The sequence below is a fragment of the Brevundimonas sp. UBA7507 genome (assembly GCF_002478355.1).
Taxonomy (GTDB): Bacteria; Pseudomonadota; Alphaproteobacteria; order Caulobacterales; family Caulobacteraceae; genus Brevundimonas; species Brevundimonas diminuta_D.
This window is the reverse complement of the sequence record NZ_DLNP01000013.1, coordinates 468,636-487,017: the sequence shown is the minus strand read 5'-3', so window position 1 is coordinate 487,017 and position 18,382 is coordinate 468,636. Positions and strand designations below refer to the sequence as shown.

The window sequence follows — 18,382 nt, the reverse complement described above, 5'->3', positions numbered from 1 at the left end:
AATCGTTGCCGCAACCGACATTGACCTTCGGCGCGTGACCCTCTATCACCCCGGCCTCCGCCCGATCCATCTGGTTCGGGCCGCGTTTTTCGTCTTCCAGGACCCTCATCATGCTGAAGAGCACCACGGCTTCGCTGAAGCCGGCCGAGGTCGAGAAGAAGTGGATCCACATCGACGCCGAAGGCGTCGTGGTGGGCCGCCTCGCGACCTTCATCGCCAACCGTCTGCGCGGCAAGCACCTGCCGACCTACACCCCGCACGTTGACTGCGGCGACTACGTCGTCGTCACCAACGTCGACAAGGTGGTGTTCACCGGCAAGAAGAACACCGACAAGGTCTATTATCGCCACACCGGCCACCCGGGCGGCATCAAGGAAACCACCCCGGAGAAGGTTCTGGGCGGTCGTTTCCCCGAGCGCGTGCTCGAGAAGGCCGTTGAGCGGATGCTGCCCAAGGAGTCGCCGCTGGCTCGCAAGCAGATGACCCACCTGCGCCTGTTCGCCGGCGCGGCTCACGAACACGAAGCCCAACAGCCCACGACCATCGACTTCAAGTCGATGTCGTCCAAGAACACCCGGAGCGCCTGAGCATGACCGACGTGACTCAAGACACCGCCGCCGGCTTTGACGCCCTGAAGGGCCTGGGCACTGCTGCTGCCGAGGAAATCGTCCGCGAGCCGAAGATCGACGCCCTGGGCCGTTCGTACTCGACCGGCAAGCGCAAGAACGCCATCGCCCGCGTGTGGGTGAAGCGCGGCACCGGCAAGATCACCGTCAACGGCAAGGACGTGGCCGCCTACTTCGCCCGTCCGGTGCTGCAGATGATGGTCGCCCAGCCGCTGACCGTCTCGGACCGCGCCACGCAGTACGACGTGATCTGCACCGTCGAAGGTTCGGGCCTGTCGGGCCAGGCTGGCGCCATCCGCCACGGCCTGTCGCACGCCCTGACCCACTACGAGCCGGAACTGCGCAAGGTTCTGAAGCCGCACGGCTTCCTGACCCGCGACAGCCGCGTCGTCGAGCGTAAGAAGTACGGCCGCGCCAAGGCTCGCCGCAGCTTCCAGTTCTCGAAGCGCTAATCGCCGAACCCGGCGATGGGTTTACGAAGGGGCGCTTCGAGGCAACTCGAAGCGCCTTTTCTTTTGTCCTTCTCCCCTTGTGGGAGAAGGTGGCGGCCGAAGGCCGACGGATGAGGGGTTTCTCAATCGTCAAAGTCGTTGCCTGAAGATCGCCAGAATGTCGCGTCAGTGCGACCCCTCATCCGACCCGCTGCGCGGGCCACCTTCTCCCACAAGGGGAGAAGGGCAGGAGATGCGAATGACCCATACTATCTTCATCGACGGCGAGGCCGGAACCACGGGGCTGGAAATTCGCGAACGTCTGGAGGCGCGCGGCGATCTGGAGCTGATGCTGCTGGGCGACCGACGCCGCGATGTCGAGGCGCGACGCGAGGCGCTGAACAGCGCCGATGCGGTCATCCTGTGTCTGCCCGACGACGCGGCCCGCGAGGCCGTGTCGATGATCGAGAATCCGTCGGTGCGGGTCATCGACGCCTCGACCGCCTATCGCGTGGCGGACGGCTGGACCTATGGCTTCGCCGAGATGGATTCGGGCCAGCGCGCGGCCATCGCCGCCTCGACGCGGGTGTCGAACCCCGGCTGCTATCCGACAGGCTTCATCGGCCTGATGCGGCCGCTGGTGAAGGCGGGGCTGGTTCCGGCCGACTGGCCCGTGACGATCAATGCGGTCTCGGGCTATTCCGGCGGCGGCAAGGCCATGATCGCGGAGTTTGAAGCTGAGGGCGCTTCGACCGCCTTCCGCGCCTATGGCCTGACGCTGAAGCACAAGCACGTGCCGGAGATGACGAAGCACGCCGGGCTGTCGCGTCCGGTGCTGTTCTCGCCCGCCGTGGGGAATTATCGCCAGGGGATGCTGGTCGAAGTTCCGCTGCATCTGTCGGCCTTGCCGGAAACGCCCTCGGTCGAGCGGCTGCACGGCGCTCTGGTCGAGGCCTATGAGGGGCAGCGTTTCGTTGAGGTCGCCGAGATCGACGAAACCGCAGCCATGACCGGCATCGAGCCCGAGGGCCTGAACGGCACCAACCGGATGCGCCTGCACGTCTTCGGCGATCGCGGCGGAGAGCAGGCTCGTCTGGTCGCCCTGCTGGACAATCTGGGCAAGGGCGCCTCGGGCGCGGCGGTTCAGAACCTCAACATCATGCTGGGTCTGGACGAGGCGACCGGCCTCAAGTGAGGCCGGGGCGTACGATCAGTGCGCCCGCGCGGCCTTGACCGCCGACTCCACCGTCCCGCCGAAGAAGACGGCGGCGATGATGATCAGCAGGCCGTAATCGTGGCCGGGGAAGACGAGCGGCACGCCCGCCGCCAGGATGATCAGCGCAGGAAACAGGCTGGCCCAGACGGCGGTCGAGGCGGCTTCGGGGTGGATCATCGGCGGACGCTGCATGCCCATCCGTCTGGCCATCATGCCGTTCAGCGGCACGAACGCCGCCGGCACAATGATGGCGATCGCCAGGTATTTCACCAGTTGGCCTGGCGTTCCGAACAGGGTCGCCGTGGCGATCAGCAGGATCAGCGGAATGGCCGTGGCGACGGCCAGCAGCAGGTTAGGCTCGATACGCTTCAAGACTTCACTTTCACATAGGCGCCGGGCGCCGGTTCGATAGGCTTCAGCGGCCCAGCCTTGGGATCGCGCGCGGCGATCTTCTCGCCGGACTTTGCGCCCAGCCAATCGGCCCAGTGCGACCACCAGCTGCCGGGGTGTTGCTGCGCCCCGGCTTGCCATTCCTCAAGCGTTTCGGGAAGGGCGGCGTTGACCCAGTGCTGATATTTCTGGGCGGAGGGCGGGTTGATGACCCCGGCGATATGGCCCGATCCGGCCAGCGTATAGGTCACCGGCCCACCGAACAGTCGCGCCGAGCGATAGACTGAGTTCATCGGCGCGATGTGGTCCTCGCGGCTGGCTTGGAAATAGAGCGGGATGCGGACCTTCGACAGGTCGATGCGTTCGCCGTCGATCTCCAGCTCGCCCTTGGCCAGGGCGTTCTGGCCGTACATCAGGCGCAGGTATTGCAGGTGCAGCCGCTTGGGCATCCGCGTCTGGTCGGCGTTCCACGCCAACAGGTCGAAGGCGGGCGGCGCCTTGCCCATCAGATAGTTGGACACGAAGAAGGACCAGATCAGGTCGTTGGCGCGCAGGGCGTTGAAGGTGTCGGCCATCGCCGTGCCGGGCAGGACGCCGCCCGCCTCGTCCATCAGCCGCTCGATCTCGGCCAGCCAGTGCTCGTCGGTGAACAGCAACAGATCGCCTGCCTCGGCGAAGTCGTGCTGGGCGGCGAAGAAGGTGGCCGAGGCGACGCGATCATCGCCCTTGGCCGCCATGTGCGCCAGGCTGGCGCCCAGCATGGTGCCGCCGATGCAGTAGCCGACGGTGTTCACATGCGTCTGACCGGTCTGCTCCAACGTCTTTTCGACAGCGCGATAGACGCCCTTCTTCATGTAATCGTCGAGGCCGAACTCCGCCTTGTCACGGTTCGGGTTGACCCATGAGCAGACGAAGACGGTGAAGCCCTGCGCGCTCAGCCACCGGATCAGGGAGTTCGCCGGCTGCAGGTCCATGATGTAGAATTTGTTGATCCACGGCGGGAAGATCAGCAGCGGGACGGCGTGCTGCTGTTCCGTCGCGGCGTCATACTGGATCAGCTCGAACAACTCGTCGCGCCAGACCACCTGACCCGGCGCCGTGGCGACGTTCTCGCCCAGAACAAAGCGGCCATAGTCGGCCTGGCTGATCTTCAGCGACCCGGCGCCGCGCTCCAGATCGGCGGCGAAGTTCTGCATTCCGCGCACTAGGGATTCGCCGCTGGTCTCGGCCAGGGCCTTCAGCGCCACGGGGTTCGACGCCAGGAAGTTGGCGGGCGAGAAGGCGTCGGTCAGCAGGCGGGTGAAGAACTCCGCCCGACGCTTCACGCGCGGATCGACGTCCTCGACGCTGGAGACCAGACTGTTCATCCAGTCCGAGGTGGCCAGATAGGACTGGCGCATCATGTCGAACATGGGGTTCTCGGACCAGGCCGGATCGCGGAACCGCTTGTCGGACGGGGCGACGCTGTCGACTGTCTCGCCCATCGCCCGGCGGGTCGTGGTCGACCACAGCTCCATGTAGCGGCCGAACAGGTCGGCCTGCGCCTGAAACAGCTTTTCGGGGCGGGCGGCCAGGCTGGTCATGACGGAAGACATGGCCGGGGCCACGTTGAACGGATCCGGCGACAGGGCGGCGGGGCGGTCGGCCTGCGACAGGGCCGCCTCGGCCACCGCCGTCTGGGCCATCATCGCCGCCTTGGCGAGGTTCAGCGACAGGGTCTCGAGCTGCTGGCGCTGTTCGGCGCTGAAGGCCATGAAGTCGGGCGCGGCGTTCGGCGTTTGGGGCGGCGGGGCAGAGGCCTCGGCGGCGGGTTTTTCAGGCGCGGCGGCCTTCATTTCTTCCACAGGGGCGGGCTTCTTGGCGGCGCGCGGCTTGGCCGAGGTGGGGCGTCCGGACTTGCGCGGCGCGGCGGGCGCATCCGGCGTGGCGGACGGGGTCTTGGTCGGGCGCTTGGCCATGGGCGCGGAACCTCCGATGGGGGCGCGCGACGCGCACGCCTTCCTCCCGGCGCGATGATGGCATATGTCGTTGCAGGAAATGAACGTGCTGATGCTGAAAAAGACAGGTCTGGCGGCAATGCTGGGTGGAGCCGCGCTGCTGAGCGGCTGCGTCAGCGCCTTCGCGCCTCAAACCGACCCGACCTCGCCCCTGGCGCCGCGCGTGCAGCAACTGGTGGACGAGAACCGCCAGTATCCGCGCTGGGCGGACTTTCCGCGCTCCAGTCAGCCCTTGCCTGGGCCGGAACAGATCGCCGGCCGCGTCGCCACCCTGCAGGGGCGCAGCGTCGCCCTGGGCGCCGAGGTCGCGCGCATCGAGTGGACGTTGAACGAAGACCCGGCCGTCTTCGCCGAATCGATCAACCGCCGCATCGACGCCAGCCAGATGTCGCCTGAAACGGCGCGCACGGCGGAAGAGGTCGAGGCCTACGCCGAGGCGTTGCGTCAGCGCGCCAAGGCGCCGCCTCCCATCGACCGGCCGCGTCCGCAATAGTCGTGGCGGCGGCCCAAGGTCGCCGTTTGGCTTTCGTCGCCCGTCTGGGCGAATCCGGCGATCCTGCCGCTGCGGCCGCGTTTCGCCGACCTGAGTGCGAGGAGCCGTCATGGCCCATGTCCCGTCTGAACCCTTTTGCCGTCTCGGCGGCGTGCGCTGATGGCTGACGGCGCCGTCTCGCCCGCCTTCCTCGACGTATCCCGATCCCTGTCGGGCCGAGCCTGGCGGCTGCGCCCGGCCGAGGCGGGCGTGACGCGGGCGCATATCCAGGCGCTGGGTCTGGACGAGCCGCTGGCGCGGGCGCTGGCGTCGCGCGGGGTGGCGGCGGAACAGGGCGCCGACTTCCTGAAACCGACGCTCAAGGCGCTGTTCCCCAATCCGTCCAGCTTCATGGACATGGACGCCGCCGCCGCCGCCATCGTCGACGCGCTTCAGGCGCAGGCCAGCATCCACGTCTTCGCCGACTACGACGTGGACGGGGCGTCCAGCGCGGCCCTGCTGGTGCGCTGGTTCCGTACCCTGGGCGCGGACCTGCCCATCTATGTCCCCGACCGCCTGACCGAGGGCTACGGCCCCAGCGCGCGGGCCTTCGATACGTTGAAGGCGCGCGGCGCCGATCTGGTCATCACCGTCGACTGCGGGGCGGCCGCCAATGAGGCGGTGGCCTATGCGGCGGCCATCGGCCTGAAAGTCGTCGTCATCGACCACCACATGATGCGCGAAGAGCCGCCTGCCTGCCTCGCCGTGGTCAATCCGAACCGGCCGGGCTGCGGCTCGGGGCAGGGCAATCTGGCGGCGGCGGGGGTGGTCTTCGTCCTGCTGGCGGCCCTGAACCGTGAGGCGCGCGGGCGCGGCCTGTTCGAGGGCAAGGCCGAGCCCGACATCCGCCAGTGGCTGGATCTGGCCGCCATGGGCGCCATCTGCGACGTGACAGGCCTGACCGGCTTCAACCGCGCCCTGACCAGTCTGGGGCTGGGGGTCATGTCGCACTGGCGCAATCCGGGCCTGCGCGCCCTGCTGGCGGCGGCGGGCGCCGAGCCGGGACCGGCCAAGACCAATCACGCGGGCTTCATCCTCGGCCCGCGCATCAATGCGGGCGGCCGCATCGGCAAGTCGGACTTGGGCGCGCGCCTGCTGTCCACCGACGATCCTGACGAGGCGCGGATGCTGGCCCAGGAGCTGGACGCCCTGAACATCGCTCGACGTGAGGTCGAGGCCGAGGTCACGGAGCAGGCCGTCCGTCGCGTCGAGGCGACCGGCGCCCACGCCGACGACAGCGCCGCAGTGTTGGTCAGCGGCGAGGACTGGCACCCTGGCGTGGTCGGCATCGTCGCCGGACGCCTGCGCGAACGCTGGCGCAAGCCGGTCATCGTCATCGGCGTCGACGCCGTCAACGGCGTGGGCAAGGGCTCAGGCCGTTCGCAGCCCGGCATGAATCTGGGCCGGGCGGTGCAGGCGGCGTGGAACGAGGGCCTGCTGATCGCGGGCGGCGGACACGCCATGGCGGCGGGGTTGACGGTGGCGGCGGATCGCATCGACGAACTGCGCGCCTTCCTCAACGAGCGCCTGTCGGCCGAGCGCGTCGAGGCCGTGGCCCAGGACTGGGTCGAGGTCGACGCCCTGATCGACCCGCGCGCCGCCACCCGCGATCTGTTCGAGGCGTTCGAGCAACTGGCGCCCTATGGTCCGGCCAACCCGGAGCCCCTGTTCGCGCTGGAAGGCGTCCAGGCGCGCGAGCCCGTCGCCATGAACGGCGGCCATGTGCGGTGTCGCCTGGTCGGCCCTGACGGCGCCTCGGTACGGGCCATCGCCTGGCGTTGCGCTGACCTGCCGACGGGCAAGGCGCTGCTGGCGGGGCAGGGGGGATTGAACGTGGTCGGGCGGCTTCGGGCGGATGACTGGAACGGCCGTCGCGGCGTGCAGTTCGAGATCGAGGACGTCGCCGACCCGCGCATGGCTTGAGACAGTCAGCCTTGGCCGTGAAACGACGCAGGTCTTTGAAAAAGTCGCATAAATCCGCTTCGGCGCGCTTGCCATAAGCGGAATCGGCGGCTATCTACACGGTCCTCCGCGCAGCGGTCCCTTCGTCTATCGGTTAGGACGTCAGGTTTTCAACCTGAAAAGAGGGGTTCGATTCCCCTAGGGACTGCCACGCGGAGTTATCCTTCCCCCGACAATCGAAGACGTTTCCAGCGGTGATTTCGCGCGCCTGGATGCCGCCGTCTGGATGTTGGGCGACGCCGTAATCGGGCGCTGAAACGGCGTCTCTGTCGTTTTTTTGAAAAAGCGCGCGACGCCCTCTTGCATCGCCGAAAAGGGACGGCTATCAGGCCGCTCCTCCGCGCAGCGGTCCCTTCGTCTATCGGTTAGGACGTCAGGTTTTCAACCTGAAAAGAGGGGTTCGATTCCCCTAGGGACTGCCACGCGGAGCGAATAACTCCTTCTCCTGTCATTGTTATTTCTTTCACCGAGCCTTTTCGGACGGCCTTTTCGCGTGCGCGACATTTGCTTGTCGACAATATGGCGCAAAAAGGGCAACTTGTCTGTCCGAGTTGAAAGAACCGTGTTAGTGTAGCTGACCCGCATTGTCGCGGGCGGGGGTTCAAGGTGGCGAGTATTGACGTGATGGAGCCGATCGAGACCGTAAAGGTCGTCGGAAAGGTCAAATGGTTCGACGCCGGCAAGGGGTACGGCTTCATCGTGCCGGACCAGCCGGAATTGACCGAGGAACGCGACGTGCTGCTGCACGTCACCAGCCTGCGCGACGCAGGCCATGAGATGGCGGGCGAGGGCGCGGCCATCGTCTGTGAATGCGCCAAGCGGGCCAAGGGCTGGCAGGTGATCAATATAGTGGATCTGGAAGCCAGCGCCGCGCCGGCTCGGCGGGAGCTGACGCGCAGTTCGGCCCACGCCCGACCCGAAGGCCTGCCTGACGGACCGCTGGAAGCCGCCGTCGTCAAATGGTTCAATCGCACCAAGGGCTATGGATTCGTCGTGCGCGACGGTCAGGCGGGCGATATCTTCGTCCACGTCGAGACGCTGCGCCGCTGCGGCCTGGACGACCTGCTGCCGGGCGACCCGGTGAACGTGCGTTTCGCGGAAGGCCCCAAGGGGCTGGTCGTGGCCGATATCAGACCGGGCGGGTGAGTCTCGTCCGCTAGGGGGACGAAGACATGAACCACAGCCGGCGTCTCATGCTGATCCTGGCGCTTTCGGCCGCAGCCGCGACAACGGCCTGTGCGAAGAAGGGGCCGCTGGACGAGAACGGCCGCCCGCTGGAGCCGCTGGCGATCGTCACGGCCTCTGGCGAGCACAAGTTCATGGTGGAGATCGCCGACGACGATGAGGCGCGGCAGCGCGGCCTGATGTTCCGTCCGCCGCTGCCCGACGACCGGGGGATGCTGTTCCAGTTCCCCGCAGCGGGCGAGCAGAGCTTCTGGATGCGCAACACGCCCAGCTCGCTGGACATCATCTACATCGACCCGCGCGGGCGAATCGTTTCGATCGCCAAACACGCCACGCCCAACTCCGATGCCCCGATTCCCTCGAACGGCGCGGCCAATGGCGTGCTGGAACTGCGGGCCGGCCGCACGGATGAGATCGGCGCCAAGCCCGGCGACCAGGTTAAGCACCCCTTCTTTCGTCCCTGAGCCGCAATAGGGCGCCTCATCCGTTGCGGAGGCCGCCTGCTCGTGCCATGAGAGCGCTCCGTCGGTCCGGGGTGTAGCGCAGCCTGGTAGCGCATCTGGTTTGGGACCAGAGGGTCGGAGGTTCGAATCCTCTCGCCCCGACCACGGTTTAAGCCCGTTTGGGCCGGATGAGTTTTACACTCGTCCAAAAGGCAGGAAACCCTGCCGTTCGGTCGCTTCCGTTGATCGACACTCGCCCTTGGTCCCTAAAGCTTGACCCTGCGAACGTCCGCGAAGGGTGGAAAGCGGACATTGGACTTGCGTCAAGCGCCGATAGTCCAGCGTATCGATACTAGGAGGCCAAGGCCCGCGTCTCGGCGCGCGCGTCGCGACGGGCCACGTCACCGCCCATTTCGAATCCCATAGAAAATACCTGCCAGCTAAACAGCGCTATCAACACCAGCAAGGACGCAGTCTGCAAACCGCGATAGAGGGCGGCTCCCATGGGCCGCGCTTCGATGATCGACCGGCTCTTGCTCAAGAATAGATATCCGAGGATAGACGCTATCATCAGGGTGAATGGCAAAACGTTCACACTTGGCTCCATGCTGGCACTGTAACTTTATACGGGCTGCGTGTGTTCGCCAGTCATGGGCAGGCTAAAAACGGGCGATAAAAACAACGCCAGAAAAAATGCCCCGAACGTCAGCAAGGGGTCGTGAACCGAAGTTCGCTTATGGGTGGGAAGCGGACACTTCTATCTGGCCCAGAAGGCCGGATACACAGCGATATGGAAGACGATCTAAACTGCCCTACCGGCCATATGGCAGAGCACCCGCAAAACGATTGGAGAACGGTTCGCTACGATCCACGCTTCGACCTCTACTGGGTGCCGACAGGCGACGCCAAGCAGCAGTTGTTCTTTTGTCCGTGGTGCGGCGAACGGCTTCCGCCCTCTCACCGTGACCGCTGGTTTGATGAGTTGGAAGCTCGGGGGATCGATCCAAACATCGACGCCATTCCCGATGAATTTCAAAGTGGCGCATGGCGAGGCGCCATCAATGAGACCCGTACCCCAAGAGAAGGGGGCGCTATTGAGGGCCGATATATCGATTTCTTCGACCTTCCTCCCGACGGAGATGAGTGCGCAGTGTCTGATCAGGGTCGAGAGGCGAAGTTCGCCTAAGGTGGAAAGCAGACACGGACAATGCTCAGTTTAGGCATGGCCAATGCAATTCTCTCTCGCAGTCGGGCGTCACTCAGGGCTGCGTGCGCGCTATCCATGCTGGCCTTATTGGGTTGCGCAGACGAGGGCGGCCGCGGATTGCCCGGTCACTGGTTCCCCACGGAGATCAACGGCCAGGACGTCACCGGGTCTAGCGTTGAACTTTGGCTCAACGACATCCAGACAACCGATCTCATGCCCACCACTTACGAACTACGCCTTGGCTGCGCGGATGCGGGGCGATGGGATTCGAAACAGCAACTCCTAGTCAGCAACGCTACATACGCGGGCGGGGCGCCGCAGGATCAATGCCAAGCTGCGGACGCGCCCCGTCTGGACGCCTTGCGTCGCATGACCCACGAAGGGGTCACGATTGGGGTGAATCCCGAGACCTACGAGGTCAGCTTTTCGACCGCATCAGGACAATCGGCTCGCTTCACCTATTTCCCTTCACCCGTTGTCGATTAGGCCTAGTAGGCTCGCATGGCTGGATCGGCGCTCTCTCCGATTCCGCCTCGACGCTTGTTTGAAGGGGAAGCGATCCAGCGACCGTCAGGTCGAGGCGTAGCCGCCGTTGATGGCGTAGGAGAAGCCGATCGGCAGGGCGGCGCGGAACTGGGTGAAGAAGGCGGCCAGTTCGCCCAGGGTCGAGCGCGGCACGAAGATGATGTCGCCGCGCCGCATGGGCGTGATCTCGGCGCGAGGGGCGCTCAGGTCGATCACCTTCATCATGCGGACGTCGCCGGGGCCGCGTCGAATCAGGGCGCAGCGCGAGGATCTGGCGGACGGCAGCACGCCGCCGGCCATGATGACGGCCTGATAGGCGTCGATGTCGCCGGGCATGTCGAACATGCCAGGATTGCGCACCTCGCCGTCGACCCAGACCTTCATCGGACCGGCCTGGCGCAGCGTCACCTCGACCTCGGGCCGCAGCAGGTGGGGGGCGTAGCCGTAGGAAATGTCGGCCTCCAGTTCGGACAGGCTGCGATCCGCCGCCATGACGTGTCCGAGCAGGGGGAGGGAGACCCGGCCGTCGGGCGCGATCTTCAACTGGCGCGTCAGTTCCGACGCGGTCGGCAAGGCTACCTCGATATCGTCGCCGGGATAGAGCCGGTACTCAGGCTCCACCTCGGTCCAGTCGGCGAAGGGCAGGCCGGGAGAGAAGTCGTCGACCACGGTCGGTCGCGGTCGGACGCCGCCCGCAGGGGCGCCGCCGGCGCATCCGGCCAGTCCGGCGGCCAGCGCCATGAGGATGAGGCGGCGATCAAATTCCATGGTCGGGGACGGTCCAGGCGGAGAAATTTCGTCTTCGGCAAAGCTGACGGCTTATAGGTAACGCGTGGTTAACGCGTGACCCTCAGTGTGGCGCACAACAGTCATTGACCGAGAAATTCCATCTTCATGCGTTCCTCCCTCGCAGCAGCTCGTCCCCGTTACGGCGTCGTCGACGTCGTGGCCCTGCTGTTCCGCGAGCTGGTGCTGATGATCGTGATCTTCCTGGTGATCGCCGCCATCGGCGCGGCCCTCGTCTTGACCATGAAGAAGACCTACACGGCGGGCGCCAGCCTGTTCGTCGGGGTGGGCCAGGAATATGTCTATCAGCCGCGCGTGGGCATGGGCGAACGCGCCATGCCGCCCTCGGCCAGCGAGGTGGCTCAGTCCGAGGCCGCCATCCTGAACAGTCTAGAGGTCAAGCGCCGCGTGGTGCGCGCCCTAGGCGTCGAGAGCTTCCAGGGCGGCGTACCCTCGACCGAAAGCCCGGCGCGTCAGGAAGCTGCGGCGATCCGTTCGGTGGCGTCGGGTCTGGGCGTCGAGGTCACGCCGCTCAGCCCGGTCGTGGGCCTGACTTATAAGAGCGGCGATCCGGCCCTGTCGGCGCGCGTGCTGAACACGGTGATCGACCAGTATCTGACCTATCGCCGCGAGGTCTTCCAGGACCGTGCGACCTCGGCCATCCGCACCCAGCGTCAGACCTTCGAGCAGGAGTTGGCCGACGCCGACCGCGCCTATGAGGAGTTCCTGCGCACCAACGCCATCGGCGACTTCACCACGGCCAAGTCCACGGTCGCCAACAGCTATCAGTCCGTCTTCACCGAGCGGATGGGCGTCCAGGCCCAGTTGCAGCAGGCCTCACAGCGGCTGGCGACCCTGGTGGCGCAACTGGCGCGCACCCCGGCAGAGGTGGCCCTGTATCAGGATCTGAACGTCTCGGCTCAAGACCTGATCCTGCAACTGCGCACCGAGCGTGAGAGCCTGTTGGCCCGCTACCAGCCTGACGCCCAGCCGGTGCGCGAGATCGATTCCAAGATCGCCCAGCTTCAGGCCTATGTCGGCTCGGGCACGGCTGTCGGCGCCAAGGAAGTCCGCACGGGGCCGAACCCGGTCTGGGTCGAGCTGGAGACCACCCGCATCAACGCCCAGGCCGAGCGGGACGCCCTGGGCGCCCGCCTGGCGGTGCTGGATCGCCAGTTGGGCGACCTGCGCGCGCGTCAGGCGCGTCTGACCGAGCTGGAGTCGCGCAACTCGACGCTGGCCGGCAACCGTGAAGTGCTGACGGCCTCGATACGCGAGTTCCAGCAGCGCGAGACCCAGAGCCGCGCCGACAACGAACTGGTCAAGGCGGGCGCCGACAACGTCACCGTCATCGAACGCGCCCAACCGCCGTCGAAGGGCAAGAGCCTGCGCTTCCCACTGATGATCGCCGTCCTGGCTTTCGCCGGGTTTACGGCCCTGTGTGTCGGCCTGCTGCGGGTCTTCCTGCAGCGCGGCTTCGTCATGCCGGCGACCCTCAGCCGCACGCTTCAGGCTCCGGTTCTGGCCGTGGCCCCCGCCAAGAGCGCCTGAGCCTTGCGCGTGCTAGGCTGGGTCAAAGGGCGCACGTAACGATTCGCATGGTCGATCTGACGACGGAAATGGCGGGACTGTGGGCGGCGCTGGGGCCAGCGCCGGCGCATCGCGGCCGCGTGATCCTGTTCGCCGCCGCCCAGACGGGCGAGGGCGTCTCGACCGTCGCGCGCGAGTTCGCCCGCATGGCGGCCGTGCGCGGCCGTCGCCCGGCCTGGCTGGTTGATGGCGACCTGACGCAACAGGCGCAGATGGAGCAGGTGGCGGCGCAGCCTGACCGCTTCGGGCGACTGGGGCCGGCGGTTCAGGCTTCGCCGGACGGATCGGCCTTCTATGCGGTGACGCCGCCGATGCGGGATCGCGAAGGGCGGCCCGTGGCGCCGGGGCGGCTGATGACGGCCAAGACCTGCCTGGGCGGCCGCCTTTACGTCACGCGGTTCCACAACGAAATCCTGCGCGCCGGTCAACGCGCCGAGGCGATCAACGACGCCCGCTACTGGACCCGCTTGCGCGCACACGCTGACACTGTGGTCATCGACGCCCCTGCGGCGGATCGCAGCGACATGATCCTGACCCTGGCGCCGCTGGCCGACGCCACTATCCTGGTGGTCGCGGCCGAGACGACCGACGCGGCCGGGCCCGTCGCCCTGCGTGACGAGATCGACGCCCAGGGCGGCCGCATCGCCGGGGTGGTGATGAATCGGGCCAGGTGGAAGCCGCCCGCCTTGCTCAAGCGATTCATCGGCTAAGCCGAACTAGCCCTGCTCGGCCGCGCGTTTCAGTCGCTCCAGCTCGCGTTGGCCGTAGAACTGCGGCTCGAAGCCCTTCATCCAGAGAATCTTGCCCAGTCCCCGCGCCGTACGGTCGGCCATGTCGGCGCGGCTGGCGTGACGGATCAGGCTGAGCGCCAGCGTCGCCGCGCCCCAGACCGCCGTCTGCGCCGCGCCCACCGCCATCCAGCGCGCGACGCCAGGCCAGTTCTTCGCCTCTGCGGCGGTCTGGCTGGGCCCCTGGCCATAGGCGAAGGCGCGCGTCAGGGCGTAGCGCAGGGTGGCGCGATGGGGCGGGGCGAACTCATCCACCCAGGCGTCGGAGGCCCAGGCGAAACGTCCTCCGCGCGCCTGCAGGGCGGCGAACAGGACGTCGTCCTCGCCGCCGATCTGATCCGACCCGACATGGAAAGGCTGGTCGCCGGGCAGGGCTGTGGCCCGAACCAGCAGGGAGTTGCCGCAACCGTGGGCGTGATCCAGCACGCCGTCCCGGTCCGGTCCGTGACGGCCGAAGAAACGCTCCAGATAAGACGTGGTCCAGCCTGTGCCCTCGGGCACGCGTCCGCGGATGGGGCCGAAGACGGCGTCGGCGCCGGTCGCCGCCTGAGCGCTCAACAGGGCGGCCAGCCAGTCGGTCGAGGCGGCCTCGTCATCATCAAGGAAGGCGATCAGGGGCGCTGAGGTGGCGGCCAGTCCCGTGTTGCGCGCGGTGGCGACGCCGGGGCGCGGTGCATGGGTCCATATGAGCGGGGCGGGCGCTTCAGGCCGCAGGGCCTCGACCGTTTCGCGCGAACTGGCCTCGGGGTCGTTGTCGACGACGACGATCTCGCGCAGGCGCGCCGCCACGTCTTTCTGCGCAAACACGGAGCGCAGGGCGCGCGTCAAGCTGTCCAGACGGCGCATAGTGGGGATGACGACGGCGACGTCGGGCGCGCTCATATCGCCTCCGCATAGAGCGCCGCGCGATAAAGGCGCAGGGCGAAGGCGCGCAAGCTGTTCGGCAGGACGGTCGTGCGGGCGACGCCCTTGATCAGCGGACGCAGCGCCTTCAGTCCCGGCACGGCCTTCAACGCCTTGGCGACGCGATAGCTGGGGTAGGCCGAGACGAAGTCGGGATGGCGGGCCACGACGCGGGCGAAGTTCGGCGCCGACTGTTCGTATTTTGCGGCCAGGGCCTCGACTGTGTCCAGACCCATGTGGGTGGCGGGGTTGTCCAGATGGACGACCTCGAACCGGCGCGAGACGCGCATGGCCCACTCGACGTCCTCCCAGCCCCAGCCGCTGAAGCCGGAGTCGAAGGTCTCCGTATCGAAGACGTCGCGGCGGACCAGCAGGTTTGAGGTGAAGACGTATTTCTCAGGCTGTTCGGCGCGCTGGGCCGCGGGGATGCAGTCGGACCGCGCCGCCATGTGGCGATGGACGGCGAAGCGGGCGTCCTGCGGCGCCTGCAACAGGGAGAAGCCGCCGAAGGCCACCGCCGGGCGCGCGTCGCGGGCCAGATCGACCCACGTCTTCAGGAAGCTCGGATGGTCGGGCCGCATGTCGCTGTCTAGAAATAGGAAGGTCTGGCCGCGCGCGGCCTGGGCCAGGCGGTTGCGGCCTTCCGAACGGCCCTGATTGGCGTCCAGCGAGATCAGGCGCACGGGCAGGGCCATGCCGTTGATTAGGGCGCTCAGACGCGCGGTCAGCGCGGCGTCCTTGGTGCCGTCGTCGAGCACGATCAGTTCGGCCTGTCCGGCCAGGGCCTGCGCCTCGGCGTCCAGGCGCTGCAACAGGTCGGTCGGATCGTCGCGCAGGAAGGGGATCAGCACCGACAGGATCGGCTGGGCCTCGGTCCATGCGGAACTGTCATGGTGAAGGGCGTGACTCATGCCGTTTGCCTCCGTGCGCGCAGGAAGGCTTTCAGCCGCACGCTCAGGTCGCGCACCCCCGCCGCGTTCAGGGCGTAGGCGGCGACGCCGTAGACGACCATGCCGACGCCTGCGTCCAGCATCAGCTCAAGGAAGCCTCCGATCGGCGGCAGCATCATCACGACTCCCGCCATGACGGCGGCGGCCAGACCGCATCGCGCCAGGGCGTTCCACGGCACGGGCAGGGGCAGGATGCGTCGCCCGATGGTCATGGAGGCCGCCAGACCCAGCGCAAAGCTGATCGCCGTCGCCCACGCCGCCCCCATGACGCCGAAGCGCGGGATCAGCAGGACGTTCAGGATGATGTTGCTGCCCGCCGGAATGCTCATGGCCAGCAGCAGCCAGCCGGTGCGACGGCCCAGGGTGAAGGCCTGTCCGAAATAATAGGTCGTCATCCCCGACAGGAAGGCGCCCAGCGCCACCCACGGCGTGACCGAGGCGGCGACGGTGCGCAGGTCTTCGCCGATCATGAACTCGGCCAGCGGCCGCGCGACCAGCGCCACGCCCACGGCGGCGGGCAGGCCGATCAGCACCAGGGTCGAGGCCTGCTCGCGCGCAGCTGCCTGAAGATCCTCGCGCCCGCCGCGCTCCAGCGCCATGACCAGAGCCGGCGCCCCGGCCGCGCCCAGCCAGACGAACATGACGTCCAGCGTCCGGTTGGCGATGCTGTAGGCCGCGTGATAGGCGCCGACCGCCGCCTCGTTCATGAACAGGGCCAGCAGGAAGCGGTCCGTCGAGGCCAGCACCACGGTCAGCCCCAGACCGACGGCGATCGGATAGCCGTAGACGGCGTAGGCCTTCAGCCGCTGGCGATCCAGCCGTCCCCGCCGGGCTTCGCGCAGTTCGGCGGGCAGGACGAAGGGCAGGGCGGCCAGCGGCGCCAGCAGCATCCCCGCCAGCGGCGCCTCGGCTCCCATCCCCAGCAGGGCCAGGCCGACGCCGAAGGCCAGCCCTGCGACCGCGCTCCAGATGTCGATGGCGGCGGCGGGGCCGACCTCGCCCGCCGCGCGGAACCGCTCCTGCGCCAGCTTCAGGAAGCAGCGCACGGGAATCCCCGCCAGCGCCACGGCCAGCGGCAGACGGAAGCTGTCCGGCATGGGCCACAGCCAGACGGCGAGTCCGGCGACGGGCGTGAAGACGGCGGTGATCAGGAAGGCCGCGCGGTACAGGCTGGCGAAATGCTCGGCCATCTGGGCTTCATCGGACTGGGCCGCCCAGAACCGCGCCATGGAGGCTTCCAGCCAGCTGAACGTCGCCACATGGGCCAGCGTAAGCACCGAATAGGCCAGGGCGTAGCGCCCGAAATCCTCGGGCGACAGCAGGCGCGTGAAGATGATGATGGTCAGAAACCCGACCACGCCCTGCACGATATTGGCCGGCAGGTAGCCGAACACCCCCCGCCAGAACATCAGCGCACGGCCATCCGGTCGCCCAGCAGCACGGGAACGGTCACGGCGATGATCCACAGGTCCAGCCAGAAGGACTGACGCTCGATGTACTCGATGTCGAGCTGAACCCGGTCGCGCACTTCATCCGCCGTATGCAGCGGCCCGCGCGAACCCTTGATGGCGGCCCAGCCGGTCATGCCGGGCTTGATGCGGTGGCGGTGGGCGTACTCAGCGACCAGACGCGCTGACTCGGCGTCGCCGGTCTTCATGCCGATGGCGTGCGGGCGCGGCCCGACCAGCGACATCTCGCCGCGCAGCACGTTCACCAGCTGCGGCAGTTCGTCCAGGCTAGTGGCGCGCAGAATCTTGCCCAGGCGCGTCACCCGGTCGTCGCCGGCGGTCACCTGACGGCTGGCGGTGGCGTCGGAGGCTTCCTGACGCATGGTGCGGAACTTCCACACCACGATCTCTTCCTGATTGAAGCCGTGGCGGCGCTGGCGGAACAGGGCCGGCCCCTTGCTGTCCATCCGCACGGCCAGTCCGATCAGGAACAGCACGGGGCTGAGCACGACCAGAGCCAGGGCGGACAGGATGATGTCGAGAATGCGCTTGTTGAAGGCGCGGCGCTCGCCGTCCACCGCGCCGCCCAGCAGGGGCAGGGACGCCGAGGCCAGCTTCTCCAGCGCCTCGTTCCGCTGGGCCGCGCCCTTGGGGTCGACCAGCAGGGTCAGGGGGATGGGCAGAACCTCAAGGCGATGGGTCAGGGCGCGGACGCGCGCCTCGGCCTTGGGGTCGATGGCCAGGATGACGCGGTCGATGTAGGGCGTCAGCCGATGCTCCAGCAGTGCGTCCGTCCCACCCAGAACCGGCACCCCGGCCAGGGCGTCGGGCGTGCGGGCCAGTCGATCGTCGAATACGCCAAGGATATTCAGGTCGCGCCGGTCCAGCGCCTCGCGGATCAGGGATTCGGCATGGCGGGTGGCGCCGACCACGACGACGTTGGGCGTCAGGTCGCCCCGGCTGCGCCATTGGGCCACCAGCATCCGCCAGATCGTGTGCAGGCCGGTCAGAAGCACCGCGGAGGCGATCGCCCACCAGCCGTATTCCGCCAGCGGAGTTTCGTTATTGGGCAGGGCCAGACCCAGCAGGCAGGCGACCGCCCCGCCCACGCCGGCCACGGCGGCGACCCCGGCCAGATGACGCGCGGGCGCCCGGCTGTTGTCAAAACGATACAGGCCCAGCGACCGCATCAGGCCCAGGGTTATCAGCGCGCCGATCAGAATGGGCGCGGCTTCGAGCAGGGTGACGTGCGACAGACCGCCGACGTTCATGCGGCCGATCGCCACAAGGCAGAGGAAGCTCGACGCGACGATGTCGACGCCGCGGAAGTAGAAGACACGCCGCCGCGCGGCCGCGCGCTGCCGGGTGTTCAGCCAGACGTCCGGCCGCAAGGGGCCGCGTCG

At 67.4% G+C, this 18,382-nt stretch carries 19 protein-coding genes and 3 tRNA genes; 14 read left to right on the top strand and 8 right to left on the bottom strand.

The features are described from left to right. Positions 1-113: 113 nt before the first annotated feature. From rplM to argC, 3 genes are all read left to right on the top strand, one after another. Positions 114-587: a 50S ribosomal protein L13 gene (gene rplM, locus B3D50_RS09865; protein WP_181409293.1), complete on the top strand. Its 474-nt coding sequence runs from the start codon at positions 114-116 to the stop codon at positions 585-587. Positions 588-589: 2 nt separating this feature from the next. Next, positions 590-1,078, top strand: coding sequence for a 30S ribosomal protein S9 (gene rpsI / locus B3D50_RS09860; protein WP_003165345.1), 489 nt, complete (start codon positions 590-592; stop codon positions 1,076-1,078). Positions 1,079-1,316: 238 nt separating this feature from the next. After that, positions 1,317-2,252, top strand: a complete 936-nt coding sequence (argC, locus tag B3D50_RS09855) for an N-acetyl-gamma-glutamyl-phosphate reductase (RefSeq protein WP_286950998.1) — start codon at positions 1,317-1,319, stop codon at positions 2,250-2,252. Positions 2,253-2,267: 15 nt separating this feature from the next. Here argC and B3D50_RS09850 read toward each other — a convergent pair whose 3' ends face one another. Then, positions 2,268-2,645 carry a hypothetical protein gene (locus tag B3D50_RS09850; protein ID WP_269297733.1) on the bottom strand — a complete coding sequence of 126 codons (378 nt, stop codon included), beginning with the start codon at positions 2,643-2,645 and terminating at the stop codon, positions 2,268-2,270. Further along, positions 2,642-4,621 (bottom strand): class I poly(R)-hydroxyalkanoic acid synthase, encoded by a 1,980-nt coding sequence (phaC, locus tag B3D50_RS09845; RefSeq protein ID WP_286950997.1) that lies wholly within the window; start codon positions 4,619-4,621, stop codon positions 2,642-2,644. The genes B3D50_RS09850 and phaC overlap by 4 nt, the downstream gene beginning before the upstream one ends. Before the next feature lie 79 nt (positions 4,622-4,700). Between phaC and B3D50_RS09840 the strand changes: the two genes are divergently transcribed. The 7 genes from B3D50_RS09840 (at position 4,701) to B3D50_RS09810 (ending at position 8,947) form a co-directional block, all read left to right on the top strand. Further along, complete coding sequence (locus B3D50_RS09840; protein WP_286951138.1) at positions 4,701-5,153, top strand: hypothetical protein; 453 nt, start codon at positions 4,701-4,703, stop codon at positions 5,151-5,153. A 159-nt stretch (positions 5,154-5,312) separates the two neighbouring features. Next, positions 5,313-7,115 carry a single-stranded-DNA-specific exonuclease RecJ gene (gene recJ / locus B3D50_RS09835; RefSeq protein ID WP_286950996.1) on the top strand — a complete coding sequence of 601 codons (1,803 nt, stop codon included), beginning with the start codon at positions 5,313-5,315 and terminating at the stop codon, positions 7,113-7,115. A 115-nt stretch (positions 7,116-7,230) separates the two neighbouring features. After that, positions 7,231-7,305, top strand: a tRNA-Glu gene (locus B3D50_RS09830). Positions 7,306-7,501: 196 nt separating this feature from the next. Then, positions 7,502-7,576 (top strand) — tRNA-Glu (locus B3D50_RS09825). Positions 7,577-7,778: 202 nt separating this feature from the next. Continuing rightward, positions 7,779-8,300, top strand: coding sequence for a cold-shock protein (locus B3D50_RS09820; RefSeq protein ID WP_286951137.1), 522 nt, complete (start codon positions 7,779-7,781; stop codon positions 8,298-8,300). Positions 8,301-8,326: 26 nt separating this feature from the next. After that, positions 8,327-8,803 (top strand): DUF192 domain-containing protein, encoded by a 477-nt coding sequence (locus tag B3D50_RS09815; protein ID WP_112999877.1) that lies wholly within the window; start codon positions 8,327-8,329, stop codon positions 8,801-8,803. 67 nt (positions 8,804-8,870) lie between these two features. After that, positions 8,871-8,947: transfer RNA gene (locus tag B3D50_RS09810), tRNA-Pro, on the top strand. A 187-nt stretch (positions 8,948-9,134) separates the two neighbouring features. Here B3D50_RS09810 and B3D50_RS09805 read toward each other — a convergent pair. Then, positions 9,135-9,323, bottom strand: a complete 189-nt coding sequence (locus B3D50_RS09805) for a hypothetical protein (RefSeq protein WP_143255421.1) — start codon at positions 9,321-9,323, stop codon at positions 9,135-9,137. A gap of 249 nt (positions 9,324-9,572) precedes the next feature. Here B3D50_RS09805 and B3D50_RS09800 point away from each other — a divergent pair, with 249 nt between their 5' ends. Both B3D50_RS09800 and B3D50_RS09795 read left to right on the top strand, forming a co-directional pair. Continuing rightward, entirely contained in the window at positions 9,573-9,968 is a 396-nt protein-coding gene (locus tag B3D50_RS09800) for a DUF6980 family protein (protein WP_286950995.1), read from the top strand. Positions 9,969-10,064: 96 nt separating this feature from the next. Further along, positions 10,065-10,475: a hypothetical protein gene (locus B3D50_RS09795; RefSeq protein WP_286950993.1), complete on the top strand. Its 411-nt coding sequence runs from the start codon at positions 10,065-10,067 to the stop codon at positions 10,473-10,475. Positions 10,476-10,559: 84 nt separating this feature from the next. On the opposite strand, the gene B3D50_RS09790 is transcribed toward B3D50_RS09795, so the two are convergent. Then, entirely contained in the window at positions 10,560-11,282 is a 723-nt protein-coding gene (locus B3D50_RS09790; RefSeq protein ID WP_286950991.1) for a polysaccharide biosynthesis/export family protein, read from the bottom strand. A 126-nt stretch (positions 11,283-11,408) separates the two neighbouring features. Between B3D50_RS09790 and B3D50_RS09785 the strand changes: the two genes are divergently transcribed. Both B3D50_RS09785 and B3D50_RS09780 read left to right on the top strand, forming a co-directional pair. Next, positions 11,409-12,851 carry a GumC family protein gene (locus B3D50_RS09785; RefSeq protein ID WP_286950990.1) on the top strand — a complete coding sequence of 481 codons (1,443 nt, stop codon included), beginning with the start codon at positions 11,409-11,411 and terminating at the stop codon, positions 12,849-12,851. Between the two features lie 47 nt (positions 12,852-12,898). Beyond that, positions 12,899-13,600, top strand: coding sequence for a hfsB (locus B3D50_RS09780; protein ID WP_286950988.1), 702 nt, complete (start codon positions 12,899-12,901; stop codon positions 13,598-13,600). A 6-nt stretch (positions 13,601-13,606) separates the two neighbouring features. On the opposite strand, the gene B3D50_RS09775 is transcribed toward B3D50_RS09780, so the two are convergent. The 4 genes from B3D50_RS09775 to B3D50_RS09760 are packed head-to-tail and all read right to left on the bottom strand — an operon-like array spanning position 13,607 to position 18,370. Next, entirely contained in the window at positions 13,607-14,560 is a 954-nt protein-coding gene (locus B3D50_RS09775; RefSeq protein ID WP_286950987.1) for a glycosyltransferase family 2 protein, read from the bottom strand. Beyond that, positions 14,557-15,492, bottom strand: a complete 936-nt coding sequence (locus B3D50_RS09770) for a glycosyltransferase family 2 protein (RefSeq protein WP_286950985.1) — start codon at positions 15,490-15,492, stop codon at positions 14,557-14,559. Before B3D50_RS09770 ends, B3D50_RS09775 begins: the two co-directional genes overlap by 4 nt. Continuing rightward, positions 15,489-16,940: a lipopolysaccharide biosynthesis protein gene (locus B3D50_RS09765; RefSeq protein ID WP_286950984.1), complete on the bottom strand. Its 1,452-nt coding sequence runs from the start codon at positions 16,938-16,940 to the stop codon at positions 15,489-15,491. Before B3D50_RS09765 ends, B3D50_RS09770 begins: the two co-directional genes overlap by 4 nt. Beyond that, on the bottom strand, positions 16,940-18,370 hold the full coding sequence (locus tag B3D50_RS09760; protein WP_286950983.1) for an exopolysaccharide biosynthesis polyprenyl glycosylphosphotransferase: 1,431 nt from the start codon (positions 18,368-18,370) through the stop codon (positions 16,940-16,942). The genes B3D50_RS09765 and B3D50_RS09760 overlap by 1 nt, the downstream gene beginning before the upstream one ends. Positions 18,371-18,382 lie beyond the last annotated feature (12 nt).

Excerpts from the sequence above, each read along its gene's own strand:
- B3D50_RS09790 (WP_286950991.1), bottom strand. The coding sequence starts at position 11,282 with ATGGAATTTGATCGCCGCCTCATCCTCATGGCGCTGGCCGCCGGACTG.
- B3D50_RS09775 (WP_286950987.1), bottom strand. The coding sequence starts at position 14,560 with ATGAGCGCGCCCGACGTCGCCGTCGTCATCCCCACTATGCGCCGTCTG.
- B3D50_RS09785 (WP_286950990.1), top strand. The coding sequence starts at position 11,409 with ATGCGTTCCTCCCTCGCAGCAGCTCGTCCCCGTTACGGCGTCGTCGAC.
- recJ (WP_286950996.1), top strand. The coding sequence starts at position 5,313 with ATGGCTGACGGCGCCGTCTCGCCCGCCTTCCTCGACGTATCCCGATCC.
- B3D50_RS09765 (WP_286950984.1), bottom strand. The coding sequence starts at position 16,940 with ATGTTCTGGCGGGGGGTGTTCGGCTACCTGCCGGCCAATATCGTGCAG.
- argC (WP_286950998.1), top strand. The coding sequence starts at position 1,317 with ATGACCCATACTATCTTCATCGACGGCGAGGCCGGAACCACGGGGCTG.
- B3D50_RS09770 (WP_286950985.1), bottom strand. The coding sequence starts at position 15,492 with ATGAGTCACGCCCTTCACCATGACAGTTCCGCATGGACCGAGGCCCAG.
- B3D50_RS09840 (WP_286951138.1), top strand. The coding sequence starts at position 4,701 with ATGAACGTGCTGATGCTGAAAAAGACAGGTCTGGCGGCAATGCTGGGT.
- B3D50_RS09795 (WP_286950993.1), top strand. The coding sequence starts at position 10,065 with ATGCTGGCCTTATTGGGTTGCGCAGACGAGGGCGGCCGCGGATTGCCC.
- B3D50_RS09820 (WP_286951137.1), top strand. The coding sequence starts at position 7,779 with ATGGAGCCGATCGAGACCGTAAAGGTCGTCGGAAAGGTCAAATGGTTC.
- B3D50_RS09815 (WP_112999877.1), top strand. The coding sequence starts at position 8,327 with ATGAACCACAGCCGGCGTCTCATGCTGATCCTGGCGCTTTCGGCCGCA.
- B3D50_RS09800 (WP_286950995.1), top strand. The coding sequence starts at position 9,573 with ATGGAAGACGATCTAAACTGCCCTACCGGCCATATGGCAGAGCACCCG.
- phaC (WP_286950997.1), bottom strand. The coding sequence starts at position 4,621 with ATGGCCAAGCGCCCGACCAAGACCCCGTCCGCCACGCCGGATGCGCCC.
- B3D50_RS09780 (WP_286950988.1), top strand. The coding sequence starts at position 12,899 with ATGGTCGATCTGACGACGGAAATGGCGGGACTGTGGGCGGCGCTGGGG.
- rpsI (WP_003165345.1), top strand. The coding sequence starts at position 590 with ATGACCGACGTGACTCAAGACACCGCCGCCGGCTTTGACGCCCTGAAG.